The 16,897-nt window shown below is 63.3% G+C and carries 13 protein-coding genes; 6 read left to right on the forward strand and 7 right to left on the reverse strand.

The genetic code is table 11. The features are described 5' to 3' along the window. Window positions 1-116 precede the first annotated feature (116 nt). Window positions 117-3,197 carry a transglycosylase domain-containing protein gene (locus tag HV770_RS08780; protein WP_175159028.1) on the forward strand — a complete coding sequence of 1,027 codons (3,081 nt, stop codon included), beginning with the start codon at window positions 117-119 and terminating at the stop codon, window positions 3,195-3,197. Window positions 3,198-3,257: 60 nt separating this feature from the next. On the opposite strand, the gene HV770_RS08785 is transcribed toward HV770_RS08780, so the two are convergent. The 6 genes from HV770_RS08785 to HV770_RS08810 form a co-directional block, all read right to left on the reverse strand. Then, complete coding sequence (locus HV770_RS08785) at window positions 3,258-4,484, reverse strand: ROK family transcriptional regulator (RefSeq protein ID WP_175159029.1); 1,227 nt, start codon at window positions 4,482-4,484, stop codon at window positions 3,258-3,260. A gap of 31 nt (window positions 4,485-4,515) precedes the next feature. Further along, window positions 4,516-5,313, reverse strand: a complete 798-nt coding sequence (locus HV770_RS08790) for an ATP-binding cassette domain-containing protein (protein WP_121323254.1) — start codon at window positions 5,311-5,313, stop codon at window positions 4,516-4,518. Between the two features lie 29 nt (window positions 5,314-5,342). Continuing rightward, the gene (locus HV770_RS08795) at window positions 5,343-6,329 is read right to left on the reverse strand and encodes an ABC transporter permease (RefSeq protein ID WP_175159030.1); all 987 of its coding nucleotides are present in this window, start codon (window positions 6,327-6,329) and stop codon (window positions 5,343-5,345) included. Between the two features lie 90 nt (window positions 6,330-6,419). Beyond that, complete coding sequence (locus HV770_RS08800; protein ID WP_175159031.1) at window positions 6,420-7,421, reverse strand: sugar ABC transporter substrate-binding protein; 1,002 nt, start codon at window positions 7,419-7,421, stop codon at window positions 6,420-6,422. Window positions 7,422-7,898: 477 nt separating this feature from the next. After that, the gene (locus HV770_RS08805; RefSeq protein ID WP_175159032.1) at window positions 7,899-8,099 is read right to left on the reverse strand and encodes a hypothetical protein; all 201 of its coding nucleotides are present in this window, start codon (window positions 8,097-8,099) and stop codon (window positions 7,899-7,901) included. Between the two features lie 64 nt (window positions 8,100-8,163). Continuing rightward, the gene (locus tag HV770_RS08810; protein ID WP_175159033.1) at window positions 8,164-9,195 is read right to left on the reverse strand and encodes a LacI family DNA-binding transcriptional regulator; all 1,032 of its coding nucleotides are present in this window, start codon (window positions 9,193-9,195) and stop codon (window positions 8,164-8,166) included. Window positions 9,196-9,386: 191 nt separating this feature from the next. Here HV770_RS08810 and HV770_RS08815 point away from each other — a divergent pair, with 191 nt between their 5' ends. From HV770_RS08815 to HV770_RS08835, 5 genes are all read left to right on the forward strand, one after another. Next, on the forward strand, window positions 9,387-10,550 hold the full coding sequence (locus tag HV770_RS08815) for an ABC transporter ATP-binding protein (protein WP_175159034.1): 1,164 nt from the start codon (window positions 9,387-9,389) through the stop codon (window positions 10,548-10,550). 17 nt (window positions 10,551-10,567) lie between these two features. Next, window positions 10,568-12,553, forward strand: a complete 1,986-nt coding sequence (locus HV770_RS08820; RefSeq protein WP_175159035.1) for a beta-galactosidase — start codon at window positions 10,568-10,570, stop codon at window positions 12,551-12,553. Between the two features lie 79 nt (window positions 12,554-12,632). Further along, window positions 12,633-13,889, forward strand: a complete 1,257-nt coding sequence (locus HV770_RS08825; protein ID WP_175159036.1) for an ABC transporter substrate-binding protein — start codon at window positions 12,633-12,635, stop codon at window positions 13,887-13,889. A gap of 256 nt (window positions 13,890-14,145) precedes the next feature. Continuing rightward, window positions 14,146-15,123 carry a carbohydrate ABC transporter permease gene (locus HV770_RS08830; RefSeq protein WP_175159037.1) on the forward strand — a complete coding sequence of 326 codons (978 nt, stop codon included), beginning with the start codon at window positions 14,146-14,148 and terminating at the stop codon, window positions 15,121-15,123. Window positions 15,124-15,134: 11 nt separating this feature from the next. Continuing rightward, window positions 15,135-15,986 (forward strand): carbohydrate ABC transporter permease, encoded by an 852-nt coding sequence (locus HV770_RS08835; RefSeq protein WP_121323237.1) that lies wholly within the window; start codon window positions 15,135-15,137, stop codon window positions 15,984-15,986. Window positions 15,987-16,103: 117 nt separating this feature from the next. On the opposite strand, the gene HV770_RS38480 is transcribed toward HV770_RS08835, so the two are convergent. Further along, window positions 16,104-16,475: a hypothetical protein gene (locus HV770_RS38480; protein WP_241991500.1), complete on the reverse strand. Its 372-nt coding sequence runs from the start codon at window positions 16,473-16,475 to the stop codon at window positions 16,104-16,106. Window positions 16,476-16,897 lie beyond the last annotated feature (422 nt).

The raw sequence follows: 16,897 nt of genomic DNA on the forward strand, positions 1-16,897 counted from the left end.
TTGTAGCCGCGACACTGTCGGGTTAATCCGAACCCATGGCGACCCGAGGTTCCGCGCTACACTGCTTCGAAGTCAGCCGGGTTAGGAAGCCTGGCGATCGCTCGGGGAGAGCAGCCATGAATCGGCCACTGCTTCGGTTTCCGCTTCGCGCGGCCGGCACGACACCAGTGCGGAAGTGGTTCAAATGGGGGCTGGCGGCTGCGTTGCTGCTCGCGCTGGCATGGGCGGCGCGTTTCGTGCAGCTCGAGATCGAAACGTCGCGGCTGCAGGCGCACTACCTCTCCGAACTGACTCGCGACGTGGGCTATTCCGTCGCCGACGGTCCCAGTCATTCGATCCGCTTTCCCCAAGCCGACAAAGGCCCGTACGACAGCCGGCTCGGCTATGCACTGCTGCCGTCGATCCAGCAACGTTTGCTGAAACGCGGGTTTGAAATCAGCGCGCAGGCACGCGATTCCGAGCGGATGCTGTCGCTGGCCGATAACGGTCTATTCCTGCCATACGCCGAAAAAGACATTGCCGGGCTACAGCTTTTCGACGGCACCGGCGCGCCGCTTTTCGACGCCCGCTTTCCGGGCCACGTGTACGACAGCTTCGACGCGATCCCGCCGGTCATCGTGAACTCGCTGCTGTTCATCGAAGACCGCTATCTGCTCGATCCCAATCAGCCGAACCGCAATCCGGCGATCGACTGGGCACGCTTTAGCCGCGCATTGGTCGACCAGGGCGTGCGCGTTTTCAACAGCCATCAGCCTGCGCCTGGCGGCAGCACGCTCGCCACGCAGATCGAAAAATTTCGCCACTCCGCGGGCGGCCGCACGGCGACGCCACCGGAGAAATTGCGGCAGATCGCATCGGCGTCGGTGCGAGCGTATATGAATGGTCCGCAGACGCTGCCCGCGCGGCAGCAGATCGTGGTCCGCTATCTGAACTCGGTGCCGCTCGCTGCGCAACCGGGGATCGGCGAAATCAACGGCATCGGCGACGGTCTCGCCGCGTGGTACGGACGCGATTTCGGCGACGTCAACCGCCTGCTGAATGCGTCTTCGACTGCACAGAACCTGGCGGAGCAGGGCAAGGCGTTCCGCGAGGTGCTCTCGCTGATGATCGCGCAACGCGCGCCGTCGTATTTTCTGCATCGCGGCTATGGCGAACTCGAACGGCTGACCGATAGCTATCTGCGTTTGCTGGCGAGCGGCGGCGTGGTGTCGGGTGAGTTACGCGATGCGGCGCTGTCCGCGCAGGTCGAACTGCATCGCGCGCCGGTCGCTACACAGAGCGCCAGCTCGTTCGTATCGCGTAAGGCCGTCACGTCGATGCGCTCGCATCTGCTGGCCTCGCTCGGCATTCCGAGTTTCTATGAACTCGACCGCCTCGATCTGGAGGCGAGGGGCACGCTTGACAACGCCGTGCAGCAGGCTGTCAGCGAACGGCTCGCGGCCGCCTCGACGCGCGACGGCGCGAAAGCCGCGGGACTCGTCGGTTTCGAAATGCTGCGGCCGTCCGACGATCCGTCGAAAATCGCCTATAGCTTCACGCTCTTCGAGCGGCGCGACGGCGCGAACCTCGTGCGGGTGCAAACCGATAGCGTGAACCAGCCGTTCGACATCAACTCCGGCTCCCGCCTGAACCTCGGTTCGACAGCGAAAATGCGTACCCTGGTCACGTATTTGCAGATCGTCTCCGACCTGCACGCGCGTTATGCACCGCTGAGCACAGCGCAGCTGAAAGCCGTGAAGCCCGATCCGACCGACCAGTTGACGCGCTGGGCGCTCGAATATCTCGCGCACACCTCGGACCGCTCGTTGCAGGCGATGCTCGATGCGGCCGTGGAGCGTAAGTACTCGGCGAGCCCCGGCGAAACGTTTTACACGGGCGGCGGCGCCCAGACCTTCAACAACTTCGAGTCCGACGACAACAGCCGCATCCTGACCGTGCATCGCGCATTCCAGCATTCGGTGAATCTGGTGTTCGTGCGGCTGATGCGCGACATCGTCCATTACGAGATGGTGCAGACGACTGGGCCCTCGGCACAATGGCTCGGCGATCCGGCGATCCGCAAGATGTATCTGACGCGTTTCGCCGATCAGGAAAGCCGCGTGTACATGAACCGTTTCTACACGAAGTATCACGGCAAGACGCCGGATCAGGCGTTGGCGCTGCTGGTGCTCGGCGTGCGCAAGTCGCCGCCGAAGGTGGCAACCGTGTTGCGCAGCGTCGCACCGGACGAATCGAATGCGTGGTTCAACGCGCAGATGCGCGCGGCGCTGAAGAACACCCCGGCCGCGTCGATGCTCGACGATGAAGACCTCGCGAACCTGTACTCGAAGTATGCGATCGACCGCTTCAATCTGAACGATCGCGGTTATATCGCGAGCGTCCATCCACTCGAACTGTGGACACTCAACTATTTGCGCGCGCATCCTGCCGCCACGCTCGACGAGATTCAGAAAGCGAGCCGTGACGTGCGCCTGTCGACCTATTCGTGGCTCTTCAAGACGCGTTATCACGCCACGCAGGATCGCCGCATCAAGCGGATGGTGGAACTGCGCGCGTACGACGCGATCGGCAAATCGTGGCAGGCGCTCGGCTATCCTTTCACGACGCTCACGCCTTCGTATGCGGCGGCGATCGGCGCATCGGGCGACCGGCCTGCCGCGCTCGCGCAACTGATCGGCGTGATTGCCAACGACGGCAACAAGGTGCCGACCGAAAGCCTCACGCAACTCGACTTCGCGAAAGACACGCCGTACGAAACCCACTTCAAGCGCGCGGCGGTCGCGCCCGAGCAGCAGTTGTCACCGGAGATCGCCGGTGTGATGAAAACGCTGTTGCGCGATGTCGTGACGGGCGGCACGGCGCGGCGGCTCGCGCAAGGCATGACGTTCCCCGACGGTCAGACGCTGGCGGTGTACGGCAAGACGGGTACAGGCGACCAGCGGTTGAATGTCTATGCCAAAGGCGCGCGGCTGATCGAGTCGCGCAAGGTGAACCGCAGCGCGACCTTCGTGTTCGCGATGGGTGACCGTTTCTACGGCACGTTGACTGCGTGGGTGCATGAACCGTATGCGGCGCGTTATGAATTCACCAGCGCGTTGTCGGTGCAGTTATTGAAGTCGATGGCGCCCGTGTTGCAGCCGCTGCTGGATAGTCCGAAGCCGAAGGCGGCTGTGATGGCGAAGGTGGTGGCGAAGTGATGGCGTGAGCGTCGTGATTGCGTGTTATTTGCCTTCAGCGATGGACGCTGTGAGCAGCGCTCAATAACCCGTATCCGACGCCGGTTTCAGGAACAGCTCGTGCACCGGCGCGAAATGCGCATACAGCGGCAGAATCGCGCCGCCCATCGCACGCGCATCGGCGCCGATCGCGCCTTCGAGCAATTGCGGACGCACCATCCCTTCCCATTCGAAGCGATCGAGCACGCGCTCGGTGCGGCGGATGATTTCGCGCACCAGTTGCCGGTCGAATTCGCCGTCGATAACGATCGCTTCGAGGTCGAGCAACGCGGCCGCATTGGTCAGCGCGCTGGCGATCGCCGGACATGCGCTGTCGAGCCACTGCTCGGTATGCCGCCACAACTCCGGCGACAGCGCGCGATGATCGTGCGCGGCGGCGGCCAACGCGCCCGCGTCGCTGAACAGCTTTTCAAGCACGAAGCCCGATGCCGCGTGCAGCAATTGCCGCGCGGGATTGCGCGCGCTGCCGTCGCGCAGCGGAATCGAACCGACGGCGCCCGCGTTGTCATGCGGGCCGCCATGCAAGCGTCCGTCGATCACGAGCCCGCCGCCGATGAAGGTGCCGACGAACAGATACAGGAAGTTGTGAATGCCGCGGCCCTGGCCCATCACGAGTTCGGCCGCGCAGGCAGCGGTGGTGTCTTTGGCGAACTCCACCGGCAGGCCGGTCATGGTCGCGATGCGGGCGCGCAGGTCGATCTCGTTCCAGGCGTCGAGCGCGTCGGGCGGCGCGCCGAGAAAGTCGCGCCAGCCGCCGAGCCACAGCGGCGCGGCGACACCCACGCCGACCAACTTGGCGGCGTTCGCGCCGAGCGTGCGCTTGACGCGCGCGAGCCTGCTTTCGAGCGCGGGAAACAGCGTGCGCGGGTCGGGATAGGCATACTCGAATACATCGCGGCACACCACATGGCCGGCAAAATCCATCGCCAGCACGTCGAGGCTGCGGCGTCCCACCTTGATGCCGATGGTATACGCGCCGTCCGCGCGCAACGCGATCGGCACCGACGGCTGGCCGATCCTGCCGCGCACGCGCGCCTGTTTTTCGAGCAGGCCGTCGTCGATCAGACGGTCGACGATCATCGACACCGTCTGCATCGACAAACGCGTGAGGCGCCCCACGTCGGCTTTCGGCAGTGGCCCGTGCAGGCGGATCGTCTGCAGCACGATGCGTTCGTTGAATTGACGCATGCCGACCTGATTCGAGCCAACCGTGCGTTTGAGCGGGGAGCGGGCGCCGGTGGTATCCATCGTCGCGAATCCGCTCAGCAGGAGGCGCGCGTCATGCAATCGCCTTGACGTCTGCTTCCTTTGCTCCGGTCATGATCGCAACCGCCTCCGACATGTGCACGTCGCTCCGGTTGACGAGAGCCGCGCGCCGGCCGAGCCGTTGAATATGAATGCGATCGGCGACTTCGAACACGTGCGGCATGTTGTGGCTGATGAGAATCACCGGTAGCCCGCGATCGCGCACGCGCCGGATCAGTTCGAGCACCATGTTGCCTTCCTTCACGCCGAGCGCGGCGGTGGGTTCATCGAGGATCACCACGTGACGTGCAAAGGCCGCGCTGCGCGCCACCGCGACGCCTTGGCGTTGGCCGCCCGACAGCGTTTCGACCGCCTGGCGCATCGAACGGATGCCGATCTGCAGGTCCTTCATGTGCGCAGTCGCTTCTTCGAGCATGCGGCGCTTGTCGATCATTTTGAAGAGCGAGCCGCGCCAGCCTGGCTTGAGCAGTTCGCGGGCGAGGAACAGGTTTTCGGCGATGCTCATGGCCGGCGCGACCGCGAGTTCCTGGTACACGGTTTCGATGCCTTGCGCGCGCGCATCCAGCGGGCTGCGGAATTTGACCGGTTTGCCGTCGAGCAGTATCTCGCCTTCGTCCGGCACGGTCGCGCCGGACAGCGCCTTGATCAACGACGATTTGCCTGCGCCGTTGTCGCCGATCACTGCGAGAATTTCTCCGGGCAGCACTTCGAAATCGCAACCGTCGAGCGCGGTCACGTTGCCATAACGTTTGACGAGTCCGCGCGCCTGCAGAACGGGCATCGTGGAGGAAGCGGAAATAGGTGTCGACATGACGGGCTCCATGCAAGTGCCGTGAGTACTCAACCGCGACGATGAGAGAGTTTGTCCGCGGCCACCGCGAGAATTACCAGCATGCCGGTGATCAACACCTGGTAGACCGAAGAAACACCGATCAGCGTCAAGCCATTGCGAAACACGCCGACGATCAAGGCACCGAGCAAGGTACCGACAATCGAGCCGCGTCCACCGAACAGGCTCGTGCCGCCGAGCACGACCGCTGTAATGCTGTCGAGGTTCTCCGTTTGCCCCGCCTGCGGATCGCCGACACCCGTGCGCGACACCGACAACAGCGCGGCGATGCCGTAGATCGCGCCGGCCAGCGAGTACACCGTGAGCAGGATCTTCTGCGAAGAGAGGCCCATCAAACGCGCCGCCTCGGCGTTGTTGCCGAGCGCATATAAGTGACGCCCCGGCACCGTGTCGCGCAGCACGAACCAGGTGGCGAGATACATCAGCAGCGTCAGGACGGTGCCGTACGTGACCTCCGCCGGGCCGAGCTTGAACGTGTTGCCGAGGAACATGATCGCGTCGGGCAGGTTCGACACGCTCTCCGCATTCGAATAGATCTGCGTGAGCGCGAACGCGATGTTCAACGTTCCCAACGTGACGATGAAGGCGGGCAGTTTGATGCGCGTGATCAACACGCCGTTGAGCGCGCCAAACAAGGTGCTCGCGGCGATCCCGCACAGGATCGCGAGAATCGGCGGCACGCCCAGCGTGACCGCGAATTTGGTCATGATGATGGAGCCGAACGCCATCACCATGCCGCACGACAGATCGATGCCGCCAGTCAGCACGATCAGCGTCTGACCGATGGCGATGACCGCGACCACCATGGTCTGTTGCAGGATCAGCGAGAGGTTCTGGAACGACAGAAAGCGGCTGCTCTGCGAAATGAAGAAGCTGCACGCCAGCACCAGCGCGATCAGCGGACCGACCTCGGCAAGCGACGGCAGACGGTCGGTGAAAGTGCGTGAGTGGCCGGCGGGCGCGGAAGGAGTCGACATGATGATGTCCTCGATACAAGAGCGTGGCATACGGGCCACGCGGCAAATCGGATTGCGGCCCGCCGCGGCGGGCACGTCACACAGTGCGAGTTACTTGCCCCAGCAGTTGTCGAGGCCGAACTTCGTATCCTTGCTGTCGATGCCGGACATCGGCTTGTCGGTAATCAGCGTTACGCCCGTGTCCTGATAACCGGAGACTTTCTTGCCGGTCTTCGCGTACTCGACCCCAGCGTTCACCCCGAGTGCGGCCATCTTCAGCGGATACTGCTGCGAGGTCGCGGCGATTGAACCGGCCTTCACGTTGCGCACGCCTTCGCAGCCACCGTCGATCGAAACGATCATCACGCTCTTGTCCTTGCCCGCCGCCTTGAGCGCGCGATATGCGCCCGCCGCGGCCGGCTCGTTGATCGTGTAGACCACGTTGATGTCCGGCGATTTCTGCAGGCAGTTCTCCATTGCCGTCTGGCCCTTCGCCTGATCGCCCCGCGTGTCCTGGCTGCAGACCACCGACGGGTCGCCTTCCTTCACGCCGAAGCCTTCCAGAAAGCCGTTATGACGCAGTACGCCGACCGATACGCCGGGCGCGAGATCGAGCGTGGCGATCTTCGCCGGTTTGCCGTTGAGCGCCGCCTTCGCGTATTTGCCGATCAGCACGCCGGCCTTGAAGTTGTCGGTGGCGAAGAGGGCGTCGGTGGCGTTCTGCGGATCGGTCGGCGTGTCGAGTGCGACCACCATCACGCCGGCGGCGCGTGCTTTTCTGATGCTCGGCACGATCGCCTTGGTGTCGCTCGGCGTGATCAGAATCGCTTTTGCGCCGGCCGTCATCATGTTTTCGATCGCGGTGACCTGGCTTGCGTTGTCGCCGTCGAACTTGCCGGCGGCGCTGATCAGCTTCGCGCCGTCTTTCGAGGCGGCCGCTTCGGCACCCTGTTTCATCTTCACGAAGAAAGGGTTGGTGTCGGTCTTGGTGATCAGGCCGACGACCGGCTGGTCGGCGGCGTGGCTCGCGCTCGCACACCAGAGCGCCGATGCCGCGACGCACATTGACACGATTTTCCTGGCGACAGGATGCCTGCGGGAATGCTGGTTCATGGGACGCTCCTCCGGTTGTTGGCGACGACGTTGTGGACTACTGGTTGCCAGCGGCGAACGCGAAACGCTGCTGGTCGGCAACCTGGGTTATTGCGTTGAGGTGAAGTGGCGGCTTGCGGCGACGCTGCGGTGAAAACTGCCTGCCTAAATCACTTTGGTTGATTTAGTACAGCAGGCGTGCAGACTTGCGTCAAGGCAGGATTTCCACGGGACGTTGATGCGCGCGAGCACGCCAGAAGGCGGCAGGTCTTATGGGGAGGGGCTTGCGCGCTGTGGTGCGATGCAAGATGAAGGACCGGGCTTCGGGAAAGTCCTGGCTCGTTCGAAAGCTGTTTGAAGTCTGAATGATGCGATTTTTGCCGGCAAACGGTGTGCGTCGCACGGGTATTCAGCGAACCCTGAAGTGCGCAGTGAACACCGTGGCGGCGAGGTAGTGGCCGCTGCCGTGTTTCGACCAGGTGCGAGCTCGTTGAAAAATCAACGCCGCGGCAAGAGGGCTTGCCGTTTCGCCTCCGGTGGCGTGACGACGCGCAGCAGCGTGTGCCCGGCGACGCCTGGCATCCCTACGAATCGGCCGCCGATCACGACATGCCGCTCGCCTGTCGGCGCGGTCGATTGGCGTGGCGCGGCGATTTTCTGGTCGACCCGCAGCGAGCCGAAGCCGCCGGGTTGCAGCATGACGCGAGCGCGGTGAACCCGGTGCGAATGCCAGCGGGCAGCGTGCGCTGCTGTTACGGCCACATCACCGCGCGCGCGGCGCACCCGTGGAGGCCCGCACGACAAGTTCGGGCGGGGACGAGACCCGCATCGGCACGTCGGCCGCGCTGCGCCCTGCCTGGCCATACGACGACTCGATCAGCTCGCGCAGCAGCGACACCGCCAGTCCGGCAACCTCGACCGTAGGTACGGCCACTGTCGTCAACGCGGGCCGCGAGTCGCGCGCGAGTTGAATGTCGGTGATGCCGATCACGGACAGGTCGCCAGGGACATTCAGGCCGAGATCGGCGGCGGCGTGCATCGCGCCGAGCGCCGGCAGGTCGTTGGTCGCGAAGATCGCGGTGAGCTTCGGATCTGCTTCGAGCAGCGCGCGCGCCGCGACGTAGCCGCCATGAATCGTATCGGCCGCGTGCCGGACGCGGTTCTTTGGCGCGCCGGCCGCGCGCAGCGCATCGACGAAACCCTCGTAGCGGGCTGCATGAATGCCCGAAGCCTTACTGCCGACAATTGCGCCGATCCGCCGATGCCCGAGTTCCAGCAGGTGCGCACCGGCCAGTTCACCCGCGCGCCGGAAGTCGACCGCGACGCACGGCAGCCCAGGCGGTTCGTGCGGCCGTTCCCACATGCACAGCACCACCGGCGTGCCGCGCGCTTCGGTCGTATGAAGGTCGGCGAAGTCGAGATTCGCGTTCGTCACGAGCACGCCCTCGGAAAGCGTGCCTGCTATCTGGTCGAGATACGCGCGACCGGTCAACGGATCTTCGTTCGTATTGCAGATGATCACGAAGTGGCCGCTCGTGCGCGCCGCGCGTTCGACGGCGAGCGCGAACTCCGGATAGAACGGATTGGCGATGCTCGACACCATCAGCGCAAGCGTCGGCGCACGGCCTTCGGCGAGCGCGCGGGCGGCCAGATGCGGGCGATAGCCGAGCGCCTCGACGGCGACGAGAACCCGCTGCCGGGTCGCCGCACCGACGCGGCCGCGATTGCGCAACACGTTCGATACGGTCGCAGGAGTGACGCCGGCATGGCGCGCGACTTCGCTGAGTGTGGGCATGTTCTTTTCAATATTTGGGATGACTGTTCGACATTTGCGTCGCAGCGCAAGGCGCGGCACCATCTGTCGCACAAACAATCGATATCGGAGACAGCCCGACCCCAACGATCGCAAGCGATCGATTTTTTCGGGTCTGCTGATTAAGCGCTTAATCTCCGACTTCGAGCTGATTAAATCACGGAGTCGATGCAATGGCGAGCATTTCGTTAAGAGGCGTGCAGAAGGCGTATGGCGATGGCGCGCCGGTGATCCGCGACGTCGATCTCGAGATCGCGGAGAACGAGTTCTGCGTGTTTCTCGGCCCGTCGGGGTGCGGCAAGTCCACCTTGCTGCGGATGATCGCCGGTCTCGAAGACGTCAGCGACGGCGACCTGTCGATCGGCGGCAAGCTCGTCAACGACGTGCCCGCTGCGCAGCGCGGCGTGGCGATGGTGTTCCAGAGCTACGCGCTGTTTCCGCACATGACGGTGTTCGAGAACATGGCCTTCGGCCTCAAGCTCGCCAAAACCCCGAAAGACGAAATTGAGCGCAAGGTGCGTGAAGCCGCGCGCATCCTGCAACTGGAGGCGCTGCTCGAACGGCGGCCCAAGGCGTTGTCGGGCGGACAGCGGCAGCGCGTCGCGATCGGCCGGGCCATCGTGCGCGAGCCCGGCGTGTTTCTGTTCGACGAACCGTTGTCCAATCTCGACGCTACGTTGCGCGGGCAGACCCGCGTCGAGATCGCGCGGCTGCACAAGCAGTTCGCCAAGGCGAGCGTGGTCTACGTGACGCACGACCAGATCGAGGCGATGACGCTCGCCGACAAGATCGTGCTGCTGCATGCGGGCAAGGACACCGAGCGTTACGGCAGCATCGCGCAGATCGGCGCGCCGCTCGAGTTGTATCACCGTCCGAAGAGCCGCTTCGTGGCCGGTTTCATCGGCTCGCCACGGATGAATTTCCTGCCGGGCAAAGTGACGTCGATCGATCCGCAAGGCGTGGCTGTCACGCTCGACCACACTGCTGAAATCTTGCGCGTGCCCGTCAGCGGCGAAGGTCTGCAAAGCGGGCAAACGGTCACGCTCGGCGTGCGTCCCGAGCATCTGGAGTTCGTCGACGCGTCGTCCGCTTCAACTGCCGGCTCTGCCGACGGTGTGCTCGCGCGCACCGTATCGCTCGTCGAGCAACTCGGCGAACACAGCTACGTTCACCTCGATCAGCCCGGCGGCGCCGTGCTGATCGCCAAAGCGCCGGGCGATACGCGCCTGGTACCCGGGGATGCTGCGCGTTTGCGCGTGCCCCGCGTTGCCTGCCATCTGTTTACCGAAGACGGCTTTGCGGCCGCTTCGCTCGAATCCGTCGAACACTACGCATAACGTTAGGGGACATTGGGATGCGCCTTGGAGTCTGTTATTACCCGGAACACTGGCCGGAGTCGATGTGGGAAGACGACGCCCGCCGCATGAAAGCGCTCGGCATCGAGCAGGTGCGGATCGCCGAATTCGCGTGGAGCCGCATGGAGCCGACGCCCGGCGAATACGACTGGGGCTGGCTCGATCGCGCGATCGACGTGCTGGGCGCGGCCGGGCTGAAGGTCGTCATGTGCACGCCGACCGCGACGCCGCCCAAGTGGCTGATCGATCGTTATCCTGACATTCTGCCGATCGGCGCGGACGGGCGGCCGCGTGCCTTCGGTTCGCGGCGTCATTATGATTTTTCGTCGCCGTCGTATTTCGAAGCGTCGCAACGCATCTGCACGGCGGTGGCCGAGCGTTACGGCAAGCATCCGGCGGTCGCGTACTGGCAGACCGATAACGAATTCGGCTGTCATCACACGGTGGTCAGCTATTCACCCGCGGCCGTGAAGCGCTTTCGCGAATGGCTGAAGGCGCGCTATTGCACGATCCAGGCATTGAACGACGCGTGGGGCACGGTGTTCTGGAGCATGGAGTACCACAGCTTCGATGAGATCGACGCGCCGGTGGCAACCGTCACCGAAGCGCATCCTTCGCACCGGCTCGATTACCGGCGTTTCGCTTCCGACGAAGTGGCGCGCTACAACCGCATGCAGGTCGAAATCATTCGCGCGCATTCGCCGGGCCGCCCGGTCGCGCACAACTTCATGCAGCTCTTCACCGAGTTCGACCACTACAAGGTCGCGGCCGATCTCGACGTCGCGAGCTGGGACAGCTATCCGCTCGGCGCGCTCGAAGAGCAATGGTTCGCGCCGGACGTGAAGGCGCGCTGGCTGCGCAGCGGTCATCCCGACTTCGCTTCGTTCAATCACGACGTGTATCGCGGCATGTCGAAGCTGCCGTTCTGGGTGATGGAGCAACAGCCGGGTCCGGTGAACTGGGCGCTGTGGAACCCGGCGCCGCTGCCAGGCATGGTGCGCCTGTGGAGTTGGGAGGCGTTCGCGCACGGTGCGGGCTGCGTGTCGTACTTCCGCTGGCGTCAGGCGCCGTTCGCGCAGGAGCAGATGCACGCGGGGCTGAACACGCCGGACAACCGGCTCGACGTCGGCGGCAACGAGGCGGCTCAGGTGGCCGACGAGATTCGCACGGTGCTCGCCGCGAATGCCGACGCCGACGCGGCAATCCGTTCGAAGGTCGCGCTCGTCTATGACTACGAGGCGAAGTGGCTGTTCGAGATACATCCGCAAGGGGCGGACTTTCACTATCCGCGCTTCGCATTCGAGTATTACTCGGCGTTGCGTGCACTCGGCCTCGATGTCGATGTCGTGCCGGTGAACGCGCCGTTCGATGGCTACAGTCTGATCGTCGTGCCGCCGCTGCCGGTCGTGCCGGACGATTTCGCGGCGCGCCTCGCCAGCTCGGGCGCGCAGGTGGTGCTCGGTCCGCGTACCGGTTCGAAGACGTCCGATCTGCGGATTCCGGCGAATTTGCCGCCGGGCCCGCTGGCCTCGGTGCTGCCGGCGCGCGTGTGGCGGGTCGAATCGATGCGGCCGAACGTGACCGAAGGCGTGCGTCTCGCTGACAGCAAAAAGACCGCCAATGACGACGGCTACGCGCGTCATTGGCGCGATTTCATCGATAGCGATGCGGCAGCCGCGCTCGACGTGCGCGCCCGTTTTGCGGACGGCCATCCCGCGTATGTGCGCGGCGGGGCGTTCCATTACTTTGCGAGTCTGTTCGACGATGCGCTTACGGTGCGACTGTTCGAGCGGATCGCGCAGGAGGCCGGTGTCGCGACTATGCAACTTGGTGAGAGCGTGCGCCTCGCCCGGCGTGGCGCGTTGACCTACGCGTTCAACTACGGCGACGCCATTCACACGCTCGGCGACGTGGCCGACGACGCTTTCGTAATCGGTTCACGCACGCTCGCGCCGCAAGGTGTGGCAGTCTACCGGTCGCGCTGATGCGCTGAACCAGGCGCGAAGAGGATCCACCCAGTAACAAACAACGACGCTAAATCAAGGCATAAAGGAGACAGGCAGCATGAAACTGAAACCACGCAAGATTCTGTTGGCATTCGCGTTGGCTGCGGCGGCAGCGGGGGCATCGGTCGTCAGCACGGCTTCGCAGGCCGGCACGCTCGCGGTGAATATCGCGTTCAAGGGCGCAAGCCAGCGCGCGGTATGGCAGTCGGTGATCGACGAGTTCAAGAAGACGCATCCCGGGGTCGACGTGAAGGTGTCGTTCATCGACGAAGAAGCGTACAAGGTGCAATTGCCCGGCTGGCTCTCCACCGTCGCGCCCGATATCGTCAACTGGCATGACGGCGAGCGGATGGCGTATTACGCGCAGCGCGGCCTGTTCGAAGATCTGAGCGGCGACTGGGCGAAGAACGGCTGGAACGACATGTATGCGTCGACCAAGGAAGCGTCGTCGTATAAGGGCAAGCAATACGCCGCGCCGACGGTGTACTACTCGTGGGGCATGTTCTATCGCAAGGATCTGCTCGATAAAGCCGGCGTGAAGGGCGAGCCGAAAACGTGGGATGAGTTTCTCGACGCTGCGAAGAAGCTTAAAGCGGCCGGCATTACGCCGATCGCCGTGGCGGGCCGCGATGCGTGGACGCTCGCCGGGTGGTTCGACTATCTCGATCTGCGTCTGAACGGCAATGCGTTCCATCAGAAGCTCATGGCGGGCGAGATTCCGTACACCGATCCGCGGGTGAAGAAGGTCTACACGACGTGGAAGCAACTGCTCGACGCCGGCTATTTCATCGACAATTCGCTCTCCTACGATCTGGACTCGGTGCAGCCGTTCCTGTTCCAGGGCAAGGCCGCGATGATGCTGATGGGCACCTTCATCACCTCCGGTTTCCCCGCGAACGTGAAGCCGCAAATGGGTTACTTCCAGTTCCCGGTGATCGACCCGAAGGTGCCGACCGCCGAAGATGGTCCGGTCGAATCGCTGCATATCCCGTCGAAAGCGAAGAACAAGGCGGATGCGCACGCGTTCCTCGCCTTCGTCGAAACGCCGCAGATCGGCGCGCAACTGGCGACCGGACTCGGCTCGCTGTCGGCGAACAGTAAGTCGCCCGAACCTGAAGACCCGATCTCGAAGATCGGCTTCCAGATTCTCGCGAATACGAAGGGCGGCATTGCGCAGTTCTACGATCGCGATATGACCAAGGAAATGGCCGACGAAGGGATGAAGGGGATGCAGCAGTTCGTCTCCGATCCCACCAAGCTCGACGACGTGCTCGCGCAACTCGAGCAGACGCGCAAGCGGATCTACAAGAAGTGAACGGGGGCGGCCGTGAGGCCGCTTTGCTGTGGTATTTGGTTGGCAACTATCTTGCATGGGACCAGAGTAAGCGCTAAAGCGCCAACTCTGGTCGACCGCTTTGCATGGGACCAGAGTAAGCGCTAAAGCGCCAACTCTGGTCGACCGCGTTGCATGGGATCAGAGTAAGCGCTAAAGCGCTAACTCTGATCGACCGCTTTGCATGGGACCAGAGTAAGCGCTAAAGCGCCAACTCTGGTCGACAGGAGAAAAGATCGTGTCGCAATCCGTGAGCCGTCACACTGTCGGCGGCCCTGTTGAACCCAGTGTGCCGGGAGCGCCTGCGCCGGGCGGTGCGGTGCGTAGCGGCTCGTCGGCTGCGCCGCGCCGACGCCGTCCCACGCCGACCGCGCGCCGGCAGCGGCGTGCCGCGTTCCTGTTTCTCGCGCCGGCCTGCGTCATGGTGGCGATCTACGTCGTCTGGCCCATCCTGTCGACCATCCGGCTCAGTTTCTTCAACTGGGACGGCATGACGGAGCCGTCGTTCATCGGCCTCGCGAACTACGTGGAGCTGTTTCACTCGCAGACGTTCTACACCGCGCTGAAGAACAACCTCATCTGGCTCGTGCTGTTTCTGCTCGCTCCGCCAATGGGCCTCGCAGTCGCGTTATATCTGAACCAGGCGGTGGCTGGCATCCGCATCGTCAAGTCGCTGTTTTTCGCGCCATTCGTGTTGTCGGGCGTGGTGGTCGGTTTGATCTTCTCGTGGTTCTACGACCCGACTTTCGGCCTGCTCGCGTTGATGCTCGGCCACGGCGTGCCGGTGCTCGGCGACCCGCGCTATGCAACGTTCGGAATCGTGTTCGCCGCGCTGTGGCCGCAAACCGCCTATTGCATGATTCTTTATTTAACCGGCCTCACGTCACTGAACGCCGAGCAGATCGAAGCCGCGCGCATGGAAGGCGCGCACGGCTGGTCGATGCTGTGGCACGTGATCCTGCCGCAACTGCGGCCGACGACGTTCATGGCGATCGTCGTCACCATCATCGGCGCGTTGCGCAGCTTCGATCTGATTTCGGTGATGACGGGTGGCGGCCCCTTCGAAAGCTCGACCGTCCTTGCGTATTACATGTACGACCAGGCGATCAAGTACTACCGTATCGGCTATTCGGCGGCGGTGGCGGTCGTGCTGTTCTGCATCATGCTGGTGTACATCGTTTATCACTTGCGGCGGATGCTGCGCGCCGAGCAATAAAGGAACCGATCATGTTTCCGATCCCGATCGACAAATGGAAGCCGCTCACGCGCCGTGCGTACAAACTGACCTTGCCCGTCGCCTTGCTGATCTGGCTGCTGCCGATGATCGCGGTGCTCGTCACCTCGGTGCGATCGACGGAAGAACTGAGCGAGGGCAACTACTGGGGATGGCCGAAGCACTTCGCGATGTTCGACAACTATCGCGAGGCGCTGACCACGTCGCCGATGCTGCATTACTTCTGGAACAGCGTGCTGATTACGGTGCCTGCGGTGGTCGGCTCGATTGCACTGGCCGCCATGGCCGGCTTCGCGTTGGCGATCTACCGCTTTCGCGGCAATTCGACATTGTTCGCCACTTTCGTCGCGGGGAATTTCGTGCCGGTGCAGGTGTTGATGATTCCGGTGCGCGATCTGTCGTTGCAACTCGGGCTGTTCAATACCGTGAGCGCGCTGATTCTGTTCCACGTGTCGTTTCAGACCGGTTTTTGCGCGCTGTTTTTGCGCAACTTCATCAAGCAGTTGCCGTTCGAATTGGTCGAGGCGGCGCGGATCGAAGGGGCGAACGAGTGGACGGTGTTCTTCCGGATCGTGCTGCCGCTGATTCGTCCGGCGCTCGCGGCATTGGCGATTCTCGTGTTTACGTTCGTGTGGAACGACTATTTCTGGGCGCTGTGTCTGACGCAAGGCGATGACGCCGCGCCGATCACGGTGGGCGTTGCCGCCTTGAAGGGGCAGTGGACGACGGCGTGGAATCTCGTTTCGGCGGGGTCGATTCTGGCCGCATTGCCGTCGGTGGCGATGTTCTTTGCGATGCAGAAGCACTTTGTCGCCGGCTTGACGTTTGGGGCGACGAAGGGGTGAGGGTGGGTTGTCTGTTGCTTGAGTCTTGAGTCTTGAGTCTTGATTCTTGATGCCGTAGAAGGGTTGCCCGCGAAAGCGGGCTTTTTTTTCAGGGTTGCTATTCGGACCGATGGTTGCTCACGGTCGGCGTATCGCGACGCGCAGCGCTGCGTGGGCGCTATCGAGCGGTTGCCGGCCCTGGCTGGCGAACTTCACGGCTGGCGCCATCCATGGATGAGCAAACGCGACGACGCTTGCGCCCGCCTCATACGCGTCGTCCGCCGATGCCGCGACAGCGGCGAGGCATGCGTTCATGTCACCACTTTTGAACAGTGCCCAGACTTGCGGCACATGAATGACTTTCACGGACGCATCAGTTCCGCTCGCGTGTTGCGCGAAGAGTCGCCGGGTGGGCTCGATCGCGGATTCGGCGGCGCACAACACGGCGATCGATCCGCCGACTTCCGCTGCAGCGGCGGCCAATGCGGCATCCGCTCTCACGATGGGCACCGGTGAGCCCTCCATCTCCGCGACGGCGGGCCCGAGCGTAGCGCAAGTCACGATGACGGCATCGGAATTGGCTGCCAATTGCTGAAGACAAAGGCTTGTCTGTGTCAGCAAGTCGGCGGTGAATGCCCCCGCGTGCTCAACGGCCTCGCGGAGATCTGGTCTCACTTCATGTCTAAGATCATCGCTGCGCAGACCAAGACTATTGGCCGCGTGTTCGAATACCTGGCGATTTCCGCCGATCGTGTGCAAAAAAGAAATGCGCATTGGCTTCTTCCCCGGTGAAGTTGTCTGAGCCAGATTCATCCGTCCCGAGCGGATTCGGCGCGTCGTGCGTCGGCAGGCGGGTCGAGTGCTGTACCGGCATTGTTGCGGTGTCACGCTCGGCTAACAAGACAACTTCTGCTACTGGTATCGCTGATACC

The sequence above is a fragment of the Paraburkholderia fynbosensis genome (genome assembly GCF_902859935.1).
Classification (GTDB): Bacteria; Pseudomonadota; Gammaproteobacteria; order Burkholderiales; family Burkholderiaceae; genus Paraburkholderia; species Paraburkholderia fynbosensis.